The sequence below is a fragment of the Neobacillus sp. NRS-1170 genome, assembly GCF_050468025.1.
In genome coordinates this window covers 129,500-147,796 of record NZ_JBITPF010000003.1, presented here as the reverse complement: position 1 = coordinate 147,796, position 18,297 = coordinate 129,500, and the positions used below count along the sequence as shown (strand labels likewise).

17 protein-coding genes are annotated in these 18,297 nt (G+C 43.3%); 1 reads left to right on the top strand and 16 read right to left on the bottom strand.

Features of this window, described 5'->3' with window-relative positions; genetic code table 11:
• Positions 1-432: 432 nt before the first annotated feature.
• The 8 genes from purD to purK form a co-directional block, all read right to left on the bottom strand.
• On the bottom strand, positions 433-1,692 hold the full coding sequence (gene purD / locus ACIFOT_RS00645) for a phosphoribosylamine--glycine ligase (protein WP_430060637.1): 1,260 nt from the start codon (positions 1,690-1,692) through the stop codon (positions 433-435).
• Between the two features lie 75 nt (positions 1,693-1,767).
• A complete protein-coding gene (purN, locus tag ACIFOT_RS00640) occupies positions 1,768-2,346 on the bottom strand; it encodes a phosphoribosylglycinamide formyltransferase (RefSeq protein WP_430060634.1) in 579 nt (192 codons plus the stop codon).
• A 2-nt stretch (positions 2,347-2,348) separates the two neighbouring features.
• On the bottom strand, positions 2,349-3,383 hold the full coding sequence (purM, locus tag ACIFOT_RS00635; protein WP_430060631.1) for a phosphoribosylformylglycinamidine cyclo-ligase: 1,035 nt from the start codon (positions 3,381-3,383) through the stop codon (positions 2,349-2,351).
• A 13-nt stretch (positions 3,384-3,396) separates the two neighbouring features.
• On the bottom strand, positions 3,397-5,685 hold the full coding sequence (gene purL / locus ACIFOT_RS00630) for a phosphoribosylformylglycinamidine synthase subunit PurL (protein WP_430060629.1): 2,289 nt from the start codon (positions 5,683-5,685) through the stop codon (positions 3,397-3,399).
• On the bottom strand, positions 5,672-6,355 hold the full coding sequence (gene purQ / locus ACIFOT_RS00625; RefSeq protein ID WP_430060626.1) for a phosphoribosylformylglycinamidine synthase subunit PurQ: 684 nt from the start codon (positions 6,353-6,355) through the stop codon (positions 5,672-5,674). The genes purL and purQ overlap by 14 nt, the downstream gene beginning before the upstream one ends.
• A 12-nt stretch (positions 6,356-6,367) precedes the next feature.
• Complete coding sequence (gene purS, locus ACIFOT_RS00620; protein ID WP_430060623.1) at positions 6,368-6,622, bottom strand: phosphoribosylformylglycinamidine synthase subunit PurS; 255 nt, start codon at positions 6,620-6,622, stop codon at positions 6,368-6,370.
• Positions 6,615-7,334: a phosphoribosylaminoimidazolesuccinocarboxamide synthase gene (purC, locus tag ACIFOT_RS00615; protein WP_430060620.1), complete on the bottom strand. Its 720-nt coding sequence runs from the start codon at positions 7,332-7,334 to the stop codon at positions 6,615-6,617. Before purC ends, purS begins: the two co-directional genes overlap by 8 nt.
• 74 nt (positions 7,335-7,408) lie before the next feature.
• Positions 7,409-8,536, bottom strand: coding sequence for a 5-(carboxyamino)imidazole ribonucleotide synthase (gene purK, locus ACIFOT_RS00610; protein WP_430060616.1), 1,128 nt, complete (start codon positions 8,534-8,536; stop codon positions 7,409-7,411).
• Positions 8,537-8,886: 350 nt separating this feature from the next.
• On the opposite strand from purK, the gene purF reads away from it, so the two are divergent.
• Positions 8,887-10,266, top strand: coding sequence for an amidophosphoribosyltransferase (purF, locus tag ACIFOT_RS00605; RefSeq protein ID WP_430060613.1), 1,380 nt, complete (start codon positions 8,887-8,889; stop codon positions 10,264-10,266).
• Between the two features lie 128 nt (positions 10,267-10,394).
• Here the strand turns inward: purF and mtnA are convergent, their stop codons facing one another.
• Genes mtnA through ACIFOT_RS00565 form a run of 8 tightly spaced genes read right to left on the bottom strand, consistent with a single transcriptional unit; the run spans position 10,395 to position 18,288 of the window.
• Positions 10,395-11,462 carry an S-methyl-5-thioribose-1-phosphate isomerase gene (gene mtnA / locus ACIFOT_RS00600; protein WP_430060610.1) on the bottom strand — a complete coding sequence of 356 codons (1,068 nt, stop codon included), beginning with the start codon at positions 11,460-11,462 and terminating at the stop codon, positions 10,395-10,397.
• Positions 11,459-12,079 (bottom strand): class II aldolase/adducin family protein, encoded by a 621-nt coding sequence (locus ACIFOT_RS00595; RefSeq protein ID WP_430060607.1) that lies wholly within the window; start codon positions 12,077-12,079, stop codon positions 11,459-11,461. Before ACIFOT_RS00595 ends, mtnA begins: the two co-directional genes overlap by 4 nt.
• Positions 12,080-12,097: 18 nt before the next feature.
• The gene (locus ACIFOT_RS00590; protein ID WP_430060604.1) at positions 12,098-13,591 is read right to left on the bottom strand and encodes an amidohydrolase family protein; all 1,494 of its coding nucleotides are present in this window, start codon (positions 13,589-13,591) and stop codon (positions 12,098-12,100) included.
• Entirely contained in the window at positions 13,549-14,316 is a 768-nt protein-coding gene (locus tag ACIFOT_RS00585) for an MTAP family purine nucleoside phosphorylase (RefSeq protein ID WP_430060602.1), read from the bottom strand. The genes ACIFOT_RS00590 and ACIFOT_RS00585 overlap by 43 nt, the downstream gene beginning before the upstream one ends.
• Before the next feature lie 18 nt (positions 14,317-14,334).
• Complete coding sequence (locus ACIFOT_RS00580; protein ID WP_430060599.1) at positions 14,335-15,102, bottom strand: MTAP family purine nucleoside phosphorylase; 768 nt, start codon at positions 15,100-15,102, stop codon at positions 14,335-14,337.
• A 12-nt stretch (positions 15,103-15,114) separates the two neighbouring features.
• Complete coding sequence (locus tag ACIFOT_RS00575) at positions 15,115-15,285, bottom strand: XapX domain-containing protein (protein WP_430060596.1); 171 nt, start codon at positions 15,283-15,285, stop codon at positions 15,115-15,117.
• The gene (locus tag ACIFOT_RS00570) at positions 15,282-17,024 is read right to left on the bottom strand and encodes an IlvD/Edd family dehydratase (protein ID WP_430060594.1); all 1,743 of its coding nucleotides are present in this window, start codon (positions 17,022-17,024) and stop codon (positions 15,282-15,284) included. Before ACIFOT_RS00570 ends, ACIFOT_RS00575 begins: the two co-directional genes overlap by 4 nt.
• A gap of 13 nt (positions 17,025-17,037) precedes the next feature.
• Entirely contained in the window at positions 17,038-18,288 is a 1,251-nt protein-coding gene (locus ACIFOT_RS00565) for a lactate racemase domain-containing protein (RefSeq protein ID WP_430060591.1), read from the bottom strand.
• Positions 18,289-18,297: the final 9 nt, after the last annotated feature.

Sequence of the window (18,297 nt, the reverse complement as noted above, 5' to 3'; positions counted from 1 at the left end):
AATTCCTTCATACTTGGTATAGAAAAAAATGAAAGAAATGGTCATATGTATTTCAATAGTCCTTTGCGTACTCTTTATGTAAGACCACTTCTTGGTACTTCTACAATATCGAGATAGACGGTTTAAAGCGAATTTGCATTTTTCAATTTTGAGGGCATTTTTAAAGCCAAACGTCAAAAAACGCCTTCAAAAATCGTTTTTGAAGGCGTTTTTTGCAATTTCGTTTGATTTTTAGTTATTTTCTTTGTGTTTCATGGGGACGGTTCTTATGGTCTAATTTCAGCTAATATCATTTGAACCACGCGATTTTTAAAACATAACCAGATTTTTAATAGATTTGCTTCAAACGAATGTGAAAAAGATGTTGAACATCAAAAAAAGAGAGTCACCCTTGATGTCTCTCCTATTCCTGATAAGATTCAAGCATGTTAATTAGAAAGCCTTAGAACTTATATCTGTTCGGTAATGAGCACCTGTAAAAGATATCTTTTCTACAGACTGGTATGCCAATTGCCTCGCTACTTTCAAAGTGTCACCAATAGCAGTGATCCCAAGAACACGTCCACCATTTGTTAGGATCTCGCCTTCCTGTTCAGAGGTTCCAGCATGAAAAACAATCGTTGGATAAGAAACCTGATCCAATCCATTAATTACTTGGCCTTTTTTGTATGGGCCTGGATAGCCGGCAGAAGACATAATCACGCAAACTGCTGACTTGTTTTTCCATTTCACCTCTAGATTTTCCAATTCACTTGAGATGCTTGCCATTAAGATATCAAGTAAATCCGTTTCTAAAAGTGGTAGAACTACTTGTGTTTCCGGATCACCAAAGCGTGCATTATATTCAATCACCTTTGGACCTTCCTTCGTCAGCATCAAACCCGTATAAAGAATCCCCTCAAAAGGACAGCCTTCTAATGCCATCCCTCTTACCGTTGGTTGGACTATTTCTTGGACAATCCGCTCAACCATTAAGGAATCAATATGAGGTAATGGAGCATAAGTTCCCATTCCACCTGTGTTAGGTCCCTTGTCACCATCATATACAGGCTTATGATCTTGGGCCGGTACCATTGGCTTCACAGTAGTCCCATTAACAAATGCGAGCAAGGTCATTTCTTCGCCCTCCAGAAACTCCTCGACGACCACTCTTGCTCCAGCCGAACCAAATGTGACTTCTTTCATCATACTATTTAGGGCTTCCTCTGCTTCATCCAGTTTTTTTGCTACAATTACCCCTTTTCCTGCAGCTAAGCCATCTGCTTTTATTACGATTGGTGCTCCTTCACTGCGAACATAGGCTAAAGCTTCATCGTAGTTTGTAAAAGCAGCATATTTTGCTGTGGGAATATGATACTTCATCATTAATTCTTTTGCGAACGCCTTGCTTCCCTCAATCAGTGCTGCTTCTTTTGTAGGGCCATAAATCGCTAATCCCTGTTGTTTAAAATAATTGACAATCCCCTTTGAGAGAGGCTCCTCTGGTCCCACAAAAGTAAAATCTATTTGTTCATTTTTTGCAAAATCAGCTAATTTTTCAATCTCTGAAACAGAAATAGATACGCATTTCGCTAATTGTGCGATTCCTGGATTACCAGGAGCACAATAAATTTGCTTAATCTTAGGACTTTTAGACAATTTCCAAACAACGGCATGCTCACGGCCGCCTCCCCCTACGACTAACACCTTCATTCCGCTAATACCTCCTAGTGTTTAAAATGTCTTATGCCTGTATACACCATAGCGATTCCATTCTTATTTGCTGCTTCATTTTACTGCCTCCTTATTCGCAAGCATTTGGATCACTTCTGGTAATAATTGGTGCTCCTGCTCTTGAATCTTTTTTACTAATGAATCTTTTGTTTCATCTGAATCGACAGTAACGACTCGCTGGGCGATAATGGGACCTGTATCCATTCCCTCATCCACATAATGGACCGTCACACCTGTCACCTTTACCCCATAATCAAGTGCTTGGCCTATGGCATCTTTTCCTGCGAAGGCTGGTAATAAGGACGGATGGACATTGATGATTTTTCTATCATAGGCTTGTAGTAAAACAGGACCCAGCAGTCTCATGTATCCAGCCAATACGATAAAATCGACAAACCTTTGTCTTAATTTTTCTACAATCTCTTCTTCAAAGGCTTGTTTGTTTGGATAGTCCTTGGCCCTAAAAGTATGCACAGGAATCAGTTCATCCTTAGCTTTCTGAACAGCAAGGGCTTCAGGGCGGTCGCTAACTAGTAAAACCACTTCTACGTTAGTGATTTTTTTTGATTGGATGGATTCTAGAATTGCTGAAAAATTAGAACCCGTACCAGAAGCAAAAACGGCAATCTTCATACTTACTCCTTCTTGAATACGACGTCTTCGGTTCCTTTTTGCACTGTACCAATTACATACGCATCTTCACCCAACGATTGCAGGTGCTCGATAATGGCCCGGGAGTCTGCAGAATCTACGACTAAAATCATGCCAATTCCCATATTAAAAGTCCGAAACATATCATAATCAGAAATTTTGCCTACATTTTGGATAAAGGAAAAAATTTTCGGGACCTTCCATGATTCACGATTAATTCCAACTTGTAAGCCTTTTGGAAGAATCCGTGGAATGTTATCGTAAAAGCCTCCACCTGTTACATGTACCAGACCAGAGACATTATATTTTCGTATGGTTGAAAGGACCGATTTCACATAAATTTTGGTTGGTTCTAGTAACACGTTACCCAATTCAGATTCTAATTCATCCACATAGTCACCTAATGTGAGCTTTGCATCCTCCAATAGAACCTTTCTGACAAGCGAAAACCCATTGCTATGTACACCACTTGAAGCTAAACCAATTAGGACCTGGCCTTCTTTTACTTTGGTTCCATCAATAACATGTTTTTGATCCACTACACCTACTGTGAATCCAGCAATGTCATATTCCTCGTCCTGGTACATTCCCGGCATCTCGGCGGTCTCGCCGCCAATTAATGCACACCCGGCCAGCACACAGCCATCTGCGATCCCTTTCACGATGGCTTCAATTTTTTCGGGGATGATCTTACCGCAGGCTAAATAGTCTAGAAAAAAAAGGGGCTCGGCCCCTTGGACGATGACATCATTTACGCACATCGCAACAGCATCGATTCCAATGGTGTCGTGCTTGTCAATGGCAAAGGCAATTTTCAATTTGGTCCCTACTCCATCCGTACCGGAAACAAAAACGGGCTCTTCCATCCCCGTTAGGTCTGGCTTAAATAGAGCTCCAAAACCCCCTAATCCGGTTAGCACCTCTGGACGAAAGGTTTTTTTTACATGTTTTTTCATTCGTTCAACTGCTTCATTCCCCGCATCGATATCGACTCCAGCTTGACGGTACGCATCACTCATTTGCTTCTCTCCTTTACGGTAAACTTGCAGAGATTTCCTGCATGTTGAACTTTTTTAATAATCCTGAACGCATAATGTCTGGAATTGCATTCCGCCAGGCTGTTTCCAATGCAGCAATCGGCTCCGAGATGACCATTCTTCCATTATGTGTAATTGACAGTTCCTTACCTTTCACTTTACCGATTTCTTTTATTGGTATCTCTACTTGTTTCGCCATTTCCTTTATCCTTTCCGCCTGTTCTGCTGACACGGAAAGAATAATTCTAGATTGAGATTCACTAAAAAGGCTAAAATCTGCTCGAAGTTCGTCAGTTAATTGAATTTCTGATCCCATCTTCCCACCAATACAACTTTCCGCTATAGCAACTGCTAAACCGCCTTCTGCCGTATCATGAGCTGATTGGACCAATCCTTCTTGAATCACCTTGAGGGTAAAAGCTTGGATATTCTTTTCCAAATCAAGGTTTATTTTCGGTGGACGCCCTTCGATTTTTCCTGTTATTATTTTTTGGTATTCCGAGCCGCCAATTTCTGCTTTGGTTTCCCCAATTAAAAAGATTAAGTCTCCCTCTTTTTTAAATTCCTGAGTAGTAATATGATTGATATCTTTAATTAACCCTACCATGCCAATCGTTGGAGTTGGAAAAATAGCTTCTCCTTTTGTCTCGTTATAAAGACTGACGTTTCCGCCGATGACCGGTGTGTTTAACTGACGGCACGCTTCACTAATTCCATCTGCAGCCTTTTCAAACTGCCAGAAGATTTCCGGTTTTTCTGGATTCCCAAAATTTAAGTTATCGGTTATGGCTAAAGGCTCCGCACCGGAACATACGACATTACGAGCTGCTTCGGCTACAGCAATGGCTCCACCAACGAATGGATCAAGGTAAACATATCTTCCGTTGCAATCCGTTGTCATCGCCAATGCTTTTCGTGTTCCTCGGATTGCCACAACAGCTGCATCCGATCCTGGTATGACCGCTGTATTTGTTCTAACCATAAAGTCATATTGTTGATATACCCACTCCTTACTAGCAATCGTAGGCGAAGCTAACAGCTGCTTTAAGACGGAAATATAGTCGTCAGGTTCTTCTATGAGTACAGCTGGATCTAAAGAGGAGTATTGTTCATAATAAGGAGCTTCTTTAGATGGCTTACAATATACCGGAGCATCATCCGCCAGCTTGTCTGCTGGGATTTCCGCAACGACCTCTCCTTTATGAATGATTCGAAGTAGATTATCATCTGTCACTCGTCCAATAACAGAAGAATGAAGTCCCCATTTGTCAAAAATCTTTTTTACTTCCTCTTCTTTCCCTTTTTTTGCTACAACCAGCATTCTTTCTTGGGATTCTGAAAGCATCATTTCGTAGGCACTCATTCCCTTTTCACGTTGTGGGACAAGATCAAGATTCAATTCAATGCCATTTCCCGCTTTACTGGCCATTTCAGAGCTGGAGCTGGTTAATCCTGCCGCTCCCATATCCTGGATCCCCACCACATGACCAGAGGCAATAAGTTCAAGTGTTGCTTCCAGTAACAATTTTTCCATAAAAGGGTCTCCCACCTGAACGGCTGGTCGTTTCGCTTCGGAATTTTCGCTCAACTCTTCTGATGCGAATGTAGCTCCATGTATCCCATCTCTTCCGGTTGCCGCACCAACATAAATAACAGGATTGCCAATCCCTTTGGCTACCCCTTTCTGAATTTGATCATGGTTGATTAAGCCAACACACATGGCATTGACCAAGGGATTTCCTTCATAAGAAGAATCAAAGTAGATCTCTCCGGCAACCGTAGGAATGCCCATACAGTTACCGTAGCCAGCAATACCCGCGACCACATTTTCAAAAATATATTTGGTTTTTGGGTTGTCCAGTTCGCCAAAACGGAGCGAGTTCAATAAGGCAATCGGGCGGGCACCCATAGAAAAAACATCTCGAATGATACCGCCAACCCCCGTAGCAGCGCCTTGGTAGGGCTCAATGGCCGAAGGATGATTGTGGCTTTCAATTTTAAACACGACTGCTTGATTATCTCCAATATCAACAATCCCTGCTCCTTCACCCGGACCTTGCAGTACGTGAGGACCAGAGGTGGGAAACCGTTTAAGGACTACCTTCGAATTTTTATAGCTGCAGTGCTCGGACCACATCACACTAAATATGCCCGTTTCTGTATAATTTGGTTTCCGCCCCAGAATATTGATTACTTTATCAAATTCTTCATCAGTCAATCCCATTTCCCGATAGACTTTTTGCTCAATGATTTGCTCAGGAGTTGGTTCATTATTCTGTACCATTTTGTTGCCTCCAGTAACTTAAAATAGAAGAGAACATCCGCCTTCCATCATCCGACCCAAGCCATTTATGAACGGCGCGTTCTGGGTGGGGCATTAAACCTAAAACATTTCCTCTTTCATTGATCACCCCGGCAATCTCAGAAATGGAACCATTTGGATTGTTTCCTTTATACCTGAAGACGATTTGATTATTCTGTTCTAAAGCTTTTAGTGTCTCTTCGTCGCAATAATAATTTCCATCCCCATGAGCAATGGGAATACGAATGGTTTCGCTTTCTTCATATTCTAACGTGAACGGAGTTTTGTTGTTTTCCACATGTAAATCAATGGTGTCACAATAAAACTTTAAACGTTGATTCCTTTTTAACGCACCTGGCAATAACCCAGCCTCCGTTAGAATCTGAAAACCATTGCAGACCCCAAGAACCAATTTGCCTTTTTCCGCCGCTATTTTTACTTGATCCATTACGGGAGATAAGCTCGCCACTGCCCCTGGACGTAAATAATCTCCATAAGAAAACCCTCCTGGAACCAGGATTGCATCATATTTTGCCAGGTCCGTTTCCATATGCCATACATACTCTACAGGCTGTTCAATCGTATCTGAAACAGCTTTATACATATCTATATCGCAGTTTGAACCTGGAAAAACCAGTACAGCAAAGTTCAACTTATTCCCCTCCTATCCTTCTAACTTTTTAAGTTCAAATCTATAGTCTTCGATGACAGTGTTAGCTAACAATTTTTCACACATATCCCTTACTCGTTCTTCTGCCGTCTTTTGATCCTCACTATTCATTTCAAGCTCCATGTATTTCCCAATTCGAACATCTCCGACCTCGTCATAGCCAAGAGAATGAAGCGACTCGTGAACAGCATTTCCTTGTGGATCTAAAACACTCTCCCTTAATGTTACATATACCGTAGCTTTAAACATTGACACTACCCCCAATTCTCCGTAGTATTTCTTGATAAGCCTCCTCGACGTTCCCTAAATCCCGTCTAAACCGATCTTTGTCTAACTTTTGCTTTGTTTCGGCATCCCAGAATCGACAGGTATCCGGAGAGATTTCATCTGCCAAAATCACTTCGCCAGCAGGAGTTTTCCCAAACTCCAATTTAAAATCAACTAAAATAATACCTTTATTTAAAACAAATTCTTTTAATATCTCATTGATTTTTAGGGCTTGTTCTCGAAGTTCACCCATTTCCTGCTCATTAGCTAGTCCAAGAATGCCTATATGATCATTGTTAATGAAAGGGTCTCCTAGCTCATCATTTTTAAAGTAATACTCCACAATTGACTGTGAAAGTTCTTTTCCTTCCTCCCATCCCAGCCTTTTGGCAAGTGATCCTGCTGCTATATTTCGAACCACAACCTCAATAGGGATTATCTCTACTTGCTGTACGATTTGTTCCGTGGCTGAGATTTTTTTAATAAAATGATTGTGCACTCCTTTTTCCTTCAATAAACTAAGAAAAATGGTACTAATCTCGTTATTTAGCATTCCTTTTCCAGCAATTTGAGCTTTTTTCTCCCCATTAAAGGCGGTGGCATCATCTTTATATTCAATCCAATACTTTCCAGGTTCTGATGTTTTAAACACCTTTTTGGCTTTTCCTTCATAAAGCAGTTCTAATTTTTCCACTGTTTTCACTCCTCTGCTCCGACCTATTCGCTCATTTCAATACCTATCCATAAAACTTCATCTGGCAACCTGTTTTATGTCCAAATTTGAAGTTTATTGATTTGCAGGACCACTTCTTCGATCGTTGGACCCAAAAAATTGATATGGCCCATTTTTCTATTTTCTACGCTTTCCTTCTTACCATATAAATGAAGCTTGGAAGTTGAGGGAAGCTGATCCATTTTATCTAACACAGCACCTAAATGCTGGCCTAAAATATTCACCATGATAATCGGACTCAAAAGGGTAGTATCTCCTAAAGGCAGTCCACATATTGCCCGAATATGCTGTTCAAATTGTGATGTAATACAAGCATCCATTGAATAATGACCGGAATTATGGGGTCTAGGTGCAAGCTCATTCACGATAATTTCACCTTCATTTGTAAGGAACATTTCAATGGCAATTAACCCCACAACTTGGAAGGATTCTGCGATTCTCAATGCGACTCTTTCTGCCGACTTTCGTTGTTCATCTGTGATTCTTGCTGGCACAATTGACTGATGCAGGATATTATTTGTATGTACATTTTCAGCTACTGGAAAGGTTTTCATTTGACCATGTGCATTTCGGGCAACAATCACCGATAATTCTTTGCTAAACGGAATAAATTGTTCAATGATCATGTCTACACCAGCTTTATTCCAAGCCTCAATGGCAATGGAAATCTGATCCTGGTTTCTTATCACCCATTGCCCTTTCCCATCGTATCCTCCAGTTGCTGTTTTCATTACATAAGGAAGTCCAAGACAATCTATTGCCGAGGTAATGTCATTTTCAGTTTCTATAACCATGTAAGGGGCAACAGGCACATCGCTGGACTGTAAGGTGCTTTTTTCACGAATTCGATTTTGAGTTATTTTAAGAAGCGTGCTACCTTGTGGGACAAACGAAGTTGTTTCTAAGATGGAGGCTACATTAGAGTCAACATTCTCAAATTCGTAAGTAATAACATCTGAGGATTCCGCTAATTCTTTGGCAGCCTTTAACTCTGAAAAAGGAGCTGTGATTTGAAAATCAGCAACCTGTCCACAAGGTGAATCGGGTGTCGGATCCAAAGTAATGAAGCGGTATCCCATATTTCTCCCAGCAAGTGAAATCATTCTGCCCAGCTGTCCTCCCCCTAATATACCTATTGTTGAGCCGGGTTTAATTACTTTCACAGTGTTCTCCTCCTTTTTACAGCCGTAGTTTCTCAAAGGCTATTTTCGCAAAGATTATTGTTTTTCGTATAAGTTCATCAACACGTATAACTACTTGCATCGTGGCATCTTTTCGTAAGAACATTTGCGAAAATTGCCTACAGACTTAGTAAATGCCCTTTATTAAGCCCCAAAAGCAACATAGTTTACGAAAAGAGCCTTCTCAAACGTTTTAATCATTTTATGTTCTCCTGTTTTCCACTCTAAATAACCAAAAAATTATCCTTTTGGCATTACAGTAAATTAGTAGGATAGAAATTTATCACTCGACAAAAATAAGGAAATGATGTTCTATGGGGAGGTTTATACAAATGGATTTAGAAATGCGGGAGAAATGCGGTGTATTTGGGGTGTTTAATCACCCGAAAGCGGCGGATTTAACATATTACGGACTTCATGCCCTTCAGCATCGCGGACAGGAGAGTGCCGGAATCGTTGCAAGTGATGGGAAAACATTTAGGCATCATAGGGGAATGGGTTTGGTAACCCAAGTATTTTCCCGACAAATCCTTGATGGGCTTAATGGAAATATGGCCATTGGGCATGTAAGGTATTCCACTTCTGGTGCTAGTTTACTGCAAAACGCACAGCCCCTTGTCTTTAAATATAGTGAGGGCGATTTGGCCGTTGCCCATAACGGGAACCTTGTGAATGCTAATATCGAACGGAAAGTTCTCCAACAACAAGGAGCCATCTTTCAGACAACAACTGATACAGAAATGATTGCTCACTTAATAGCACGATCCAGTAAACAATATTTTCATGAAGCTGGGCCTGATGTTCTTAAGCGGATCGACGGTTCATTCGCTTTGCTTATCATGACAGATAAACAAATGCTAATTGCCTTAGATCGTCATGGATTACGGCCCCTTAGCCTCGGGAAAATTGGTGAATCCATCATCGCGGCTTCTGAAACGTGTGCTTTAAATGCAGTTGATGCTAAGTTTTGGAGAGATGTTGAACCAGGAGAGTGGATTCTTGTAGACGAAAAGGGAATAAAAACCGGAAGATTTGCTGAAAAAGGAGAGATTTCTCTTTGTTCCTTTGAATTTGTTTATTTTGCCCGTCCTGATAGTGTGATTCATGGAAGAAGTGTTTTAGCCACCAGGAAAGAATTAGGTCAAATTTTAGCTAAAGAACACCCAACACAAGCTGATGTTGTGGTTGCTGTTCCAGAATCTAGTGTTCCTGCGGCTATTGGCTATGCACAGCAATCAGGAATTCCATATGAAATGGGAATCATCAAAAACCCTTATGCGGGGCGCTCCTTCATTGAACCAACTCAAGAATTACGTGATTTAGCCGTCCGTCTTAAATTAAGTGCCGTACATGAAATACTTAAGGATAAAAGAGTCGTACTTGTTGACGATTCAATTGTTCGTGGAACCACAAGCAAGCGAATTGTTCAATTGATCCGCCAGGCAGGTGCAAAGGAAGTCCATGTAAGAATCACTTCACCAATGGTAAAAAACCCTTGTTTTTATGGCGTCGATATGCCAACCAAAGAGGAACTTTTTGCAAACAAACACGAACATGAACGAGCAATGGGACAAGTTATCGGAGCAGATTCATTAGCCTTTTTAAGCACAGAGGGGTTATTAGAGGCAGTTGATGTAAATCTTGCAGATACAAGCAGTCGTTGTATAGCCTGTTTTAATGGGGCTTACCCAACGAAAATGTATTTGAAATGAACAACCCGACCCAAATTAATACGAAAGCAGGTGACTAAGGGGGGATCCTTGTCACCTGCCTCCTCTTCCCTTAGTTGCTGCTCCATTTTCCTAATCTCCAAAATGGATTATTTTGATCTTTTTCGATCTTACTGAACGACCTTACTGTTTAACTGTTGTAGATTTTGGGAAAAGGGATGAGTAATGACACCTTTTTCGGTGATGATTCCCGAAAGATAACTGTTTGGCGTAATATCAAAAGACGGATAAATTGCTTCCACTCCCTTTGGAGAAAGGCGCTGTCCATTTAGGGAAGTCACTTCCTCTGCACCGCGAAATTCCACTTCAATATCGGCGCCGCTTTGAATAGAAAAGTCTATCGTATGACTAGAGGTGGCTGTATAAAAGGGAATATCATGTTCCTTGGCTGCTAGGGCGTGCATATATGTTCCGATTTTATTGGCCAAATCTCCGTTTGCGGCAACCCTGTCGGAACCTACGACCACCTTTTGCACCCTGCCTACGCTCATACAATAGCCCGACATGTTATCTGTGATTAACGTGACAGGGATTCCGAACTTCTGAAGCTCATAAGCGGTGATCCTCGCTCCTTGTAAATATGGTCTTGTTTCACAAGCAATGACTTGAATGTTTTTCCCTTGTTCATAAGCCTTGCGAATGACTGACAGGGCTCGTCCGCCATAACCAGATCCAGCCAATGCCCCGGAATGGCAATGGGTGAGTACCGTATCGCCATCATTTATTAAATTGGCTCCATGGCTTCCTAGTAAATGCTCGAATTGCAACTGTCGTTCTAAAATCTCTATTACCTTTGCTTCGATTCTGTCAATCGGCGTCATTTCAAAACCATTTACACAATCCATAATTTCATCAATCGTTTTCATCAAATTGACTGCGGTCGGGCGGGTGCTTTTGAGCAATCTAGCCGCACGAATCATTTCTTCCCGCGTTCCGCCAGAATGAAGAGCGGCCAAATACATCCCCCACGCTCCTGCAATCCCGATTGCCCCTGACCCTCTTATGGTCATATTTCTTATCGCCTCAGCCAGATCCTCCACTTTCTGGATTGTGAGAATTTCCTCTTTATGGGGCAGCTTTAACTGATTGATCAGTTTTAGTGCCCCATTTTCAAACCAAATGGGAAGTAAAAGCTGCTGGTCTTTTAGATTCCGAACGAATTGCTCAAGCTTGCTCATTTCATTACCTCCTTTTTACTAAGCTGTGGTAGTGATGCTTGAATTTGCATTTTGATAAAAGCCTGATTGGCTGTATCCTCCACAAGGGTGGCAATGTTATAAGCTGCTTCAAGGGAAGGACCAACCGTACATATTCCATGATCTTTCATTAAAGCTGCTTTAATACCTGGGTACTTTTCAAAAACTTCGGTAACATAATAAGCTAACTCTTCTGAACCGGAGGGCGCCGCTTCCGCAACGGGTACATGACCAAGAATCTTTTGAGCCGTTACAGTGGGCAGCGGGAGCTCTATTCCTAAGCAAGCAAATCCGATTGCATAGTTTGGATGACAATGAACTACCGCCTGGACATCAGGGCGTGTCCGGTAAATTCCTAAATGGAATCGGTACTCTTTCGAAGGCGTCCCATATCCCTCTAAAACCTCTCCATCCATCGATAAAAGGAGAGCGTCCTCTTTTGTGACTTCACCAAGGCTGATTCCTGATCTTTTTATAAGTATGGCATCACGTTCTGGAACTCGTACACTGATATTTCCGCCTGTCGCTTGTGTCAGTCTCCGGCTGTATACTTTATGAGAAATATGGACCAATTCTTTTTTCAAAAGTTCTTCTTTCACACTCAATTCCCCCTATGATCAATGATATTCTAATAGGATTTTTTCAAAGTGCGGTCTAAGTTGTTCAGCCCGTTTTAATGGTTCCTGCCATTTTTCTAGCAAACTCTCTTGTCTTCTTTTCACTTCATGAAGGATTTTTTCTTCATCAATATTCACTGTTTTCCCGTTCCGCACTGTCCACTCTCCATTGATGAGAACGGAATCGACAGACGAGCCATTTTCCTGGTGAATCAGTTGGGATATTGGGCTGTTCAATGGGGTCCAAAATGAATTTTTCGTTCCCAATAACACCAGATCTGCTTTTTGGCCTGATTCAATCCTACCCAAGTCTCCTTCTAGCCCCAATACCTTCCCGCCTGATGTGCTTGCCATGTTAAATATCGTCGCATCCGTCAGCCAATTGGAATAATCGCTTTCCCGCGGACGATGAATCATCGCAGTCAGACGCATGGCATCAAATAAATTGTGAACGGTTCCGCAATTAGAGCCGTCTGTTCCAATTGCCACATTTGCCCCTTTTTTCAAAAAGGCTGGAATGGGTGCGATGCCGCTTCCGAGCAGCAAATTGCTCGCTGGGTTATGAATAATGGATACGTTTCGATCGGCTAATAGCTGGATTTCTTCGTCATCCAGCCAGACGGAATGGGCTGCCGATACTTTTTCATTCCAGAAACCTAGACGGTCGAGGTAACGGACGATGCCTTCTTGATACAGCTTCCGGCTTTGCTCAAATTGTGCTTTTGTTTCCAGCAGATGCGTATGAATCCGCAAATTTTCTTTTTCACTAAGTTCTTTGCATAAATGAAGGATGTTTTCTGAACAACGCTGCGGAGCATTCGGGCCTAGTTGGACAGTGATTCTTCCGTCTTTTTGATGCCATGTTGATATGAGCGTTTTAAAAAAGGATTTCATTTCTTCGATTGAAGCGCGAGGTTTTTGCGAATTTTGTTTCTGAATAGATGGCGGAAAAGAGACTTGAAAAAATTGTTGGTCAGGCACATCCTGCAGCATCGGGGCAAAGGCTACCCGCATGCCAGCTTCGTCATAGGCTTTAAGCGCTGCCTCGGATGCCGCAATATGCGGAAAGTGGTCTACGCAGCTTGTCACACCTGATTTCATCATCTCGATACAGCCTAGGAGCACAGAATAATAAATATCCTCGTCTTCAAGCGAATAACCATATGCCATGGTATATAGCGCCCATATTTCCAGCGGGAGATTGTTGGTCGTACCCTTGAGTAAATTCGTATAGGAATGGTAATGAGCATTTACCATTCCTGGAATTAATACCATGTTCTCAGCGTCGATGATTTCATCTGCATATTGTTCAAGAGCGTTAACAAGATTCTCTTGATTGTAAAACACATGCGTGATTTTCTGCCCTTCTACCATAACAGTCCCCTTCTTGTTCCCAACAGAAGACATGTTGGAAACAATCAAGGGATTTTTAATGAGCGTTTTCTTTGCGATCATGTCCTTGACAATACAGCCCGTTCGTAGGCTTCCTGGCAAGAGCAGTTTTTCCTTTCACCTGCAAGCTTAATAGCTTCGAGCATAAGGGTGCTCACCGTTTCGCGTTTGCGTTCTCCAACTTCCTTATGTGCTTTTAAAGAAGGTTTATGGTCGGTTATACCCGGAGCCGTGTTGGTAGCCACCGTGACCACGGAATAGCACATCCCAAGCTCTCTTGCAAGCGATGCTTCCGTTGCGTTTGTCATCCCAACAACATCCATTCCCCATTTTGCAAACAATTGTATTTCCGCTTTTGTTTCATAACGTGGACCTTCCACACAGACTAATGTGGTCTTCTCTCTAAGCGGTTCATTGATTTCTTTCGCAGCCTGAACAAAAACCTCTTGTAATTCCGGACAAAACGGTTCCGTAATGTCAACGGAATATTTTCCATATGTTTTCACTCGGGTTGTCAAATCCACAAATTGGTCGAGCAAAGATAGGCTTCCGACTTCAATTTCAGGATTAATCGCCCCAACCGCAGAAACAGACAAGATTCTTGTAACCTCTAACTCCTTTAATGCAAGAATATTAGCACGATAATTTACAAACGGAGCAAGAGCATCATGATGCTTTCCATGCCTTGGAAGAAAATAAACTTCCTTACCTTCTGATACGGCACGGAAAACCGTGACGTCACCATATTCCGTATGAACCGTTTTTTCTACCATTTGATCAAAAAGTTGATAGAATCCTGTTCCACCGATAATTCCTATTTTCATCATTACACCCCAGCTAATTAGTTATTTTTTTACTATCATATATTCGTTATAAGACTTGGCACACTGACAGCTCTTCTGTTCTGGAAGTAAGGCAAGAGTTTTTACCATGAGCGCTTTGACTTTATCTTTGTTTATTGCTGCCACTCTTTTATGCGTCCCCAGGTCAGGAGGAATCGGCGCAAATCCCGTAGCGAGATCGGTTGAGAGCGTGACGGCCGAATAACAGATTCCCAGCTCTCTTGCCAGGGCCGCTTCCGTTGAGTTCGTCATGCCGACTACATCCATTCCCCATGAAGAAAAAAGCTGCAGCTCACTGCGGGTTTCATAGATTGGTCCATCCACACAGATGAGAGTCGTATTTTCATATAATGTCTGACTATTCTCCGTAGCTGCCGTACTCACTGCCTTCTGAAGATCCGGGCAAAACGGATAGGTCATATCGGCTGAAAATTGGCCGTATGTATTGTCCCTCCTTCGCGAGAAATCGACAATTTGATCCGGCATGGATAACCCGCCAATCGGAATGTCCGGATTAATGGAGCCTACAGCTGAAACGGCGATGACTTGCTCAATCCCGGCTTTTTTGAGGGCCATCATATTCGCTTTATAATTCACAAAAGGCGCCAGTACCCCATGCTCCGTTCCATGCCTTGGCAAAAAATAAACCTCTTTATCCTCAAACTCTCCTCTAAGCAGGGTAACCTGCCCGTAATCCGTTTCGATGCATTGCTCGGTAAGTGTGTGAAACAGATCATACAATCCTGTGCCGCCAATCAAGCCGATTTTCAATGCGTTTCCTCCTTATCCGAATATTTTTTCCATCATTGCGGAGACCGCTGTGCCGCCCAGCCAAACCCCAACAATGCCGACAATCCCCGCGAATACAGGCGGTGCAGGAAGCGGGAGCCGTACGACCTTAAAGACAGCCCCCACAATGATGCCCGCAATCAGGGCTAAGAATATCTCCCTCATACCTTCTCACCTTCTAACTCAAATGAAAAAGGAACTTCCAGCTTATCGGTTTCAGGTGCAGGTCGTAAAAAGTCAAAGTCACAGCCTTCATCCGCCTGCAACACATGCTGACGGAATAACCAGCCATAGCCTCGCTTGTAATCGGAAAACTGAGGCGGATTCCACTCGTTTCTTCTGCGTTCGAGCTCCTTTTCTGAAATCAGCAGCTCAAGCGTTCGGTTTTCAACGTCCAGCTCAATCCAATCGCCGTCTTTAATCAAGCCGATGGCCCCGCCGACTGCTGCTTCCGGAGAAGCATGAAGGACGACTGTCCCAAAGGCGGTGCCGCTCATGCGGCAATCCGAAAGGCGCACCATGTCTCGGACCCCTTGCTTCAGAAGCTTATTCGGAATCGGGATCATCCCGGCCTCCGGCATACCCGGCGCACCGACTGGACCCGCATTTTGCAAAACAAGCACGCTGTCCCGATCGACCGCAAGATTCGGATCGTTCACCCGCTTTTCCATGTCGGCAATAGAAGTGAACACAACCGCCCTCCCGCGATGCTTAAGCAAGGTTTTGTCAATGGCTGCTTTCGGTTTCATGATCGCGCCATTCGGAGCCAGGTTGCCCCTCAGTACGGCGATGCCTCCTTCTGGATGAAGCGGATCTTGGAAAGGCCTGATAATATCCTGATACACTTCATCCACTTGAACATTGCTCAAGTTTTCGCCAAGTGATTTGCCCGTAACGGTCAGCTCATCAAGGCTCAGAAGTGGGGACAGTTCTTTTAGAACAGCAGGGATGCCGCCTGCATGATATAAGTCCTCCATTTGATAAAAGCCTGCCGGTCTTAAATTGGCAATAAACGGGGTGGTTCGGCTTAGCCTCTCAAAGTCTTCTAACGTAAGCTGGATGCCCAGCCTTCTGGCGATGGCGATCAGATGGATGACGGCATTCGTCGATCCCCCTACAGCCATCAACGTTCGCACCGCATTTTCAATAGCTCCCTTTGTCATGATGTCTGAAGGACGAATATTGTTTTCCACCATTTGCACAATGGCTTTTCCCGTTTCCCTTGCCAGACGCATCCGTTCATTTACGGTTGCCGGTGCTGCGCAGGCACCTGGGAGCATCATGCCCATTGCCTCTGCACATGCGGCAATAGTGCTAGCAGAGCCCATTACCATGCAATGTCCTGCCGTCGGCGCCAATTGGGCATTAATGTTTTTAATTTCTTCCTCACTCACTGTTCCAGCATTATACTCCTGCCAGTAAAAACGGCAATCTGAACACGCGCCAAGCGTTTGTCCTTTATATTTGCCATTACTCATCGGCCCGCCTGTGAAAGCAATGGCCGGTTTGTTCGCGCTTGCTGCTCCCATCAGCTGGGCAGGAAGCACTTTATCGCAGCCTCCGATTAGCACGACCCCGTCAATCGGCTGGGCCGTAATCATTTCCTCCGTATCCATCGCCGCCAAATTACGGTAAAGCATGGTCGTAGGACTTGTAAACATCTCTCCGAGGGAAATGGTCGGAAACTCAAGCGGGGTTCCTCCCGCCATCAGAACCCCTTGTTTAATCGCCTCTACCATTGGTTGTAGGTGGCTGTGGCAGCGGTTCACTTCGCTATACGTATTACATATGCCGATGACCGGTTTTTCAAAATCCGCTTCTTCATGGCCAAGATGACGCTGAAAGGCCATGCGGAGGAATTGACTGAAGCCTGCATCACCATAAGATGTATGTGTTTTTTTCATATACTTTCTCCTCTCAATGAACCGATATGGAGAGATTTAGTGTACCGGCTTCCGTAAACTGTATCTCAAATGGGGTTGACTGAATGTCCGCCTTCCCCTCGATCTCGCCCACAAGGTTTTCCGATATATACAAATGTTCAAGCTCCAGCGTATTTTCAATCACCGCTAGTCTTAAAGACATAGGATTGTCGATTCCAAGACTTTGGACTGCTGCTCCAATGGCTTCCTTATCGTTAGGCAGTACAAGAGGTATCATCCCTCTTTGTACGTAAGTGCTCGTCAAACAGTTTAAGTATGTTTTTTGCTTATCCACTTTTTGGTACAGTCTTTCGGTTGTTAGATCCGCAAGACCAATACCCGTCGCATTTCCGTGAGAAGCATCATCGAGGTCAAGCACCACAACTCGTTTATAGGTAGGTTTCTCGGGTTCTGGTACACCGAATATTTTGTTGCGGCCGATTACGTTTGTATCCATACCCGTTCCGCTATAGTTTTTCCCCATTGTTTTAATAATGAGGAGATCCAGTTCCTCAATAGGAATTCTAGGAAAATAGGACTTTGATAGTTCTAAAAGCTTTTGCTCTAGCACAATGATTTCATCAGGACGGATGACTTCCAAATTGGCCGTTTCATCAAAGCTGTTTTCGACAATCCCAATGCCTGCAAGAACTTTTCCGGTTTGAAGAAAGGCTCCCCCGACTTCACGAATGGTTTCAGACATGTTGGCAGGGCCTTGGCGATGAAGCTGGTTGGCGCCCTTCGCCTTTCCTAAGCCAACGGTAATCATTTTTAATAGGCCGCTTTCATTCGGACCGCGAAACGCCGTATGCAGTTTAATGCGATTCATGACGATAATCCCGTCTGCTTCCCAGGCATATCGATCGCAATACATCGTAAAGCCCTTTTTCGTTTTGCCAATTTCAATCACTTCATCGGAAGTAACGACGGGGCAGCCGATCGTTTCTTCCGTAAAGCCTAGACTAGTTAACACATCGAGCTGCCCCTCCGCTGTTCCTCCTCCATGACTTCCCATTGCTCCAATAATGAAAGGGGAACATCCGACTTCTTTTAGATAATCAACGACCGTTTTTACGATTAAAACCCGGTTACTGATTCCTCTGCTTCCCACCGTTATCGCGATTGAACTTCCTTTAGGAATGGAAGGCAGATTCCGTTTGAGCTCTTTCTTTACATGAAGTTCAAGATTAAGTATTTTGTTTTGCGGAAATCGCTGCTTTACATGCACAAGTTTCGGCAGATTCATCGTATCCAC

Bases quoted from the DNA above. Each gene is read 5' to 3' on its own strand.
- purD (WP_430060637.1), bottom strand. From the start codon at position 1,692: ATGAAGGTGTTAGTCGTAGGGGGAGGCGGCCGTGAGCATGCCGTTGTT.
- purN (WP_430060634.1), bottom strand. From the start codon at position 2,346: ATGAAGATTGCCGTTTTTGCTTCTGGTACGGGTTCTAATTTTTCAGCA.
- purM (WP_430060631.1), bottom strand. From the start codon at position 3,383: ATGAGTGATGCGTACCGTCAAGCTGGAGTCGATATCGATGCGGGGAAT.
- purL (WP_430060629.1), bottom strand. From the start codon at position 5,685: ATGGTACAGAATAATGAACCAACTCCTGAGCAAATCATTGAGCAAAAA.
- purS (WP_430060623.1), bottom strand. From the start codon at position 6,622: ATGTTTAAAGCTACGGTATATGTAACATTAAGGGAGAGTGTTTTAGAT.
- purF (WP_430060613.1), top strand. From the start codon at position 8,887: ATGGATTTAGAAATGCGGGAGAAATGCGGTGTATTTGGGGTGTTTAAT.
- mtnA (WP_430060610.1), bottom strand. From the start codon at position 11,462: ATGAGCAAGCTTGAGCAATTCGTTCGGAATCTAAAAGACCAGCAGCTT.
- ACIFOT_RS00585 (WP_430060602.1), bottom strand. From the start codon at position 14,316: ATGATGAAAATAGGAATTATCGGTGGAACAGGATTCTATCAACTTTTT.
- ACIFOT_RS00575 (WP_430060596.1), bottom strand. From the start codon at position 15,285: ATGAGGGAGATATTCTTAGCCCTGATTGCGGGCATCATTGTGGGGGCT.
- ACIFOT_RS00570 (WP_430060594.1), bottom strand. From the start codon at position 17,024: ATGAAAAAAACACATACATCTTATGGTGATGCAGGCTTCAGTCAATTC.
- ACIFOT_RS00565 (WP_430060591.1), bottom strand. From the start codon at position 18,288: ATGAATCTGCCGAAACTTGTGCATGTAAAGCAGCGATTTCCGCAAAAC.